The sequence below is a fragment of the Ferruginibacter sp. HRS2-29 genome, from assembly GCF_024343615.1.
Classification (GTDB): domain Bacteria; phylum Bacteroidota; class Bacteroidia; order Chitinophagales; family Chitinophagaceae; genus Ferruginibacter.
This window is the reverse complement of sequence record NZ_RJUB01000149.1, coordinates 1-3,169: the sequence shown is the minus strand read 5'-3', so window position 1 is coordinate 3,169 and position 3,169 is coordinate 1. Positions and strand designations below refer to the sequence as shown.

Here is a 3,169-nt window from a genome sequence, read left to right as displayed (position 1 = left end):
ATCATATTTTTTAGGGAGTCTGAATTTTTTGAAGGTTTCTTAACCGCAGAGAACAGGAGGGAGCAGAGTTTTCGCAGAGATAAATTTTACCTAAAAATTTTTTACGGAAAACTCTGTTACATCTTTTTATCTGCTGTAAAAATTAAAATTTATATACTATTCTTTTGAATCCATCTTTGAGTAGTGGGACATTAAAATTTATCAAATAGCCCAAACTTTTACTATATAATTTTAAGTATGTTATTAATTGTGCAACAAAAACTGGAGCGATTCCTTCCGTAGCCTTTGTCTCGATGATGATCTCGTTTTCTACCAAAAGATCGATTTCATACGCTTTACCCAAGGGCTCATCTTTGTAAACCAATTCTACTGCTACATGCGATTTTACCATCAGCCCTTTTAATTCCAGCTCCCGTTTCAAAGCCACACGATAAGCAGATTCCAGCAAGCCCGGACCTAATTCTTTATGGACAGTAATGGACGCGTCTAATATAATCGCTCCTAAACCATTCAACATCTCTTTGTTCATCTTCCAGTTTGTATATTTATCTCTGCGAAAACTCTGCTCCCTCGCTTCTCTGCGGTTAAAAAAACTTCGCTTATAACAAACCCGCAAACAAATATACAAACCCTCCTTTCCCTGCCCCTAACTTACCACTAATGTTTCTTTAGTTAAACTATATATTTCTTCAAAACTCCACCGCTTCATTCTTCACCAACGATCAACCAACCCGTCACCCTTCACCCGCAACTATTTCTTCTTCAACCCAAATAAACTCAACTCACTGTCCTCTCTCACCATCGTATTGCTCAATTTCCCCAGCCCCGTTATTTCCATATCTACTACGTCCCCTTCCTGCAGCCATTGCTCCTGGTAATTCGGGTCGTTGAACTTGCCCGTGCCGTTCAGTTCGAGGAAACACCCGGTTCCTACTGTACCGCTTCCGATCACATCGCCGGGATAGAGGGTGGCGCCATAACTCGCCCTTTCGATGATCTCTGCAAATGTCCAGTCCATATCGGCAAGGTTGCCCCTGCTTACCAGGATGCCATTTACCGAGCAGGTCATTTCCAGGTTCCAGGCTTTGCCGGTATGGCCTTCTTTACAAGGCACTTCATATTGTTCGAGTTCTTCCGGCGTTACCAGGGCGGGCCCGATGGCGGTAGAAAAATCTTTTCCTTTTGCGGGGCCAAGGTTCAGCAGCATCTCTTCCATCTGTAGTCTGCGGGCGCTCATATCGTTCATGATCATCAGCCCGGCGATGTACTGATCCGCTTCAGCGGCAGTAACATTCCGGCAGGCTTTACTGATCACGATGGCTGCTTCCAGTTCGAAATCCAGCTTTTCAAAATGATCGGGCATGCAGCGCACTTCTCCCGCACCCTGGATGCTATGGTGATTGGTAAAATAAAAAATAGGGTACTGGTCAAATTCCGGGATCATATCCACTTTGCGGTTGCGCCTGGCAGCGGCTACATGCTGGCGGAAGGCATAACCATCCCTGCAGCTCGGCGGGTTTGGAACAGGCGCCAGTAACTGCACTTCCGACATCGGAATGCCTTTGAGATTCGGGGCACCGCCTTCATCCAGTTTCTTTTGGATGGCAGATGCCAAAGGCTGAAGATCATCCCAGTAATTGAGCATCATCAACATATTATGCGGCATATCCGGGTGCAGTTTGTCCGTGTCGTACAATAACCCGTTGGCTAATAAAGCCAGCTGTTCGTGGTCGTTTTTTATATAAGAAACAAATTTCATATAGAAGGTTTAGAGCTGTAAAAATAGGCAATTAAATATTGGTCAGCAATTGCAGGATCAATGACATAGATATCAGTTTTCCTCATTTCGCCATCGATATTTCTTATGGATTTCTTAATTTTGTTGCATAAATTCATGTCATGAACTTCGAAAAGATTCACAATAAAGGCCAGGCGAAACTCTTTCAGAGCCAGTACCTGGAATATCTCACCAAGACGCATCCCCTCGTGATCTGGGGTATGTATATGCCGGTGCTGATATTGATGCCGTACTATGCGGTAGAAACGATCGAGTTCTCCGGCTTGCAGGTTGTCCTCATATTTTTGGGCGGCATGTTCTTCTGGACATTCACGGAATATATCCTGCACCGGTTCGCGTTTCACTATCATCCCGAAACAGAAAGGGGTAAAAGGATCAATTATGTGTTGCATGGCAATCATCACGAATACCCGCGGGATAAACAGCGTTTGTTCATGCCGGCAGCGCCCAGCCTCATCATTGCATCCGCTTTCTTTTTATTGTTTTACCTGATCATGGGTAAATATGCATTTCCATTTTTCCCGGGCTTCATGCTGGGATACCTGATCTATGGCAGCATGCATTATGCCATCCACGCCTGGAACCCGCCCTTCAAATGGATGAAAGGCCTCTGGCGCAACCATCACCTGCATCACTACAAACACGGCGATCTTGGTTTTGGAGTAAGCAGCACGCTGTGGGATCATGTATTTGGAACCATGTATGATCTGAAAAATGAGAAGGAGGATAAGGAGAAGGTGAAGGAACTGATGTACCAGAAGTGAATGGTGAATAGTGAATGGTGAATAGTGAATGGTGAATAGTGAATGGTGAATAGTGAATGGTGAATAGTGAATGGTGAATAGTGAATGGTGAAATCATTGAGGGGGGGATATTTATTTCGGTAAATGACACTATCCCATAAAGTGTGTAAGTAAAATATTAGGGTTTGGCTTTTTTATTAAAGCTGAACCCTTTTTTCAAATATTGTTAAGAACTGGTTTAGGATTAAGCCCCAGTTCTGTATGGGCATCGTCCATTTTTTCGTAGCCTCTCTCAGGGCCAAAAATACAGATTTTAAAACTGCCTCATCTGTCGGGAATGATAATTTGTTTTTGGTATACTTCCTTATTTTACCGTTCAGATTTTCTATAAGATTGGTGGTGTAAATGATTTTTCTGATTTCAAGCGGGAAGTCAAAAAATACGGTGAGTTCCTCCCAGTTATCCTCCCAGGATTTAATGGCATATGGATATTTATGGTTCCATTGCGAAGCAAAATGTTCCAGTGAAGCTTTAGCTGCCTGTTTGGTAGGCGCATCATAAATCTGCTTCATATCCTTTGTAAACTGTCTTTTATCTTTCCATACGACATACCTGGCTGAGTTACGGA

4 protein-coding genes are annotated in these 3,169 nt (G+C 43.4%); 1 reads left to right on the top strand and 3 read right to left on the bottom strand.

What is annotated here, in order from left to right; translation table 11 throughout:
- Positions 1-142: 142 nt before the first annotated feature.
- Together EGI32_RS17505 and EGI32_RS17500 are read right to left on the bottom strand one after the other, a co-directional pair.
- On the bottom strand, positions 143-529 hold the full coding sequence (locus EGI32_RS17505; RefSeq protein WP_255155971.1) for a GxxExxY protein: 387 nt from the start codon (positions 527-529) through the stop codon (positions 143-145).
- A 222-nt stretch (positions 530-751) separates the two neighbouring features.
- The gene (locus EGI32_RS17500) at positions 752-1,759 is read right to left on the bottom strand and encodes a fumarylacetoacetate hydrolase family protein (RefSeq protein ID WP_255156650.1); all 1,008 of its coding nucleotides are present in this window, start codon (positions 1,757-1,759) and stop codon (positions 752-754) included.
- 140 nt (positions 1,760-1,899) lie between these two features.
- On the opposite strand from EGI32_RS17500, the gene EGI32_RS17495 reads away from it, so the two are divergent.
- A complete protein-coding gene (locus EGI32_RS17495) occupies positions 1,900-2,562 on the top strand; it encodes a sterol desaturase family protein (RefSeq protein WP_255156649.1) in 663 nt (220 codons plus the stop codon).
- Positions 2,563-2,738: 176 nt separating this feature from the next.
- Here EGI32_RS17495 and EGI32_RS17490 read toward each other — a convergent pair.
- Positions 2,739-3,169: transposase (locus EGI32_RS17490; RefSeq protein ID WP_255156648.1), on the bottom strand; the 431-nt coding region annotated here is incomplete at its 5' end.

Coding starts and splice junctions, on each gene's coding strand:
- EGI32_RS17505 (WP_255155971.1), bottom strand. CDS start 529: ATGAACAAAGAGATGTTGAATGGTTTAGGAGCGATTATATTAGACGCG.
- EGI32_RS17500 (WP_255156650.1), bottom strand. CDS start 1,759: ATGAAATTTGTTTCTTATATAAAAAACGACCACGAACAGCTGGCTTTA.
- EGI32_RS17495 (WP_255156649.1), top strand. CDS start 1,900: ATGAACTTCGAAAAGATTCACAATAAAGGCCAGGCGAAACTCTTTCAG.